General features: G+C 52.8%; 1 protein-coding gene. It reads right to left on the bottom strand.

Annotated features, from left to right (window positions below; all coding sequences use genetic code 11):
- Window positions 1-74: 74 nt before the first annotated feature.
- Window positions 75-1,329: hypothetical protein (locus tag OCV64_RS16010; RefSeq protein ID WP_394803850.1), on the bottom strand; the 1,255-nt coding region annotated here is incomplete at its 5' end.

Raw genomic sequence — 1,329 nt, 5'->3', positions numbered from 1 at the left:
CGCCTGTAACTCCATGGTAGAAATCCTCTGTTCCAGGGCGGACAGCCTCTCTTCTATTGTCATGGTATCTCACCTCACACGACGATTCTTCGGCCCAGCTTGTCCAGAATAAAGCGGCCAGTGCGGTCCATTATTGGGCCGTTTTGGGTTTCTTTCGGAACGGAATAGTAGAGAATAATCAGGCCATCTCCGCCCTCGCCACCTTGACTTGGCAATCCGCCTTCTCCTGGGTCAGCGGTGGTGGAACTCAAATTATAGGACCCGACCGGCGACCCATCGCTGCCGCTATATGTCCCCGCAATCCCGATTGAGCTTCCACCGCCTCCTCCATAGCCTCCGCGGCCTCCGTTTCCATTAAGAGCCTTTTTAGGAACTATAGCCGCATCCGCGCCTTTCAGTCCATTTGTTGCGTAGGCCCGTGCGGTAATGGTTGTTTTGGAACTGTTTCTGGAAACAGTAAATCTACCCAGCGCTGTTCCATCTATGCCCGCCGCTCCGGCCGCCGCACCGGACCCAAGCGCATATGATACTTGTGCGCCAGCGTATCCATCTCCAAGGCTCCCAGTAAAGCTGGCGCTGTCGCCATCTCCATCTAATTTTGGAGGTTCTGTGTTACCTTGCGTTTTCGTTGTTCCTCCAGCCCAAAATGTCCCATCTTCATCCGTCACCCCAGTAGATGGTGTAAAGTAAAAACCGTCGTTTGAAGAATTTTCCCTGTTCTCAGCGGTCGTGCCTGCCCCATTTCCTCCAGAGATTCCCTGAAGGCCAGTCGTTGCGTAAACCTCTCCGGTTATAATGTCCGTATAACCAAACTCAGATGAGCTGCCTAAATCGGATGAGATATCACCAAGTGTTGTTGCGTTCCCTTCATTCCCTTCAGCTTCCGGATTTGATTCATCGTAAGTAGCACCAGTTCCGCCGGGTCCACAGCTATATTCCAACTCATCGATGACAGATAGGTCCATCTCTCCACGGTAGATTTTCCCGCCATGTCCTGGCGCTCCGCCTTCTCCTCCTTTTCCCCCTTCTCCTGGGTGCTTACCACTGTACCTGGTATTTATACCGAGTAATGAGTACGAAAACGAGAGCGTAGTAGCGGAACCGGGCTCCCCCTTTTTACCAGCTCTGCCCCCCTGGCCAGGTCCTATCAGGACATATTCGATTCGAGTGACCCCGGCAGGCTTTTTCCATGTTCCTGAACCTGTCAAAACAACACGCTCGGTAATATATCCCGTTTCCGGTTTCGGCGGCACAAATCCAACCAGCAACGTTTCGTCCGCTTTCAACGTGTTGGACAGGTTGATGTCAGCGGATTCCAGACAGGCGGTG

The organism is Muriventricola aceti, assembly GCF_025567565.1.
Classification (GTDB): Bacteria; Bacillota; Clostridia; order Oscillospirales; family Oscillospiraceae; genus Lawsonibacter; species Lawsonibacter aceti.
The sequence above is the reverse complement of the archived record's forward strand: the minus strand, read 5'-3'. Positions and strand labels throughout refer to the sequence as shown.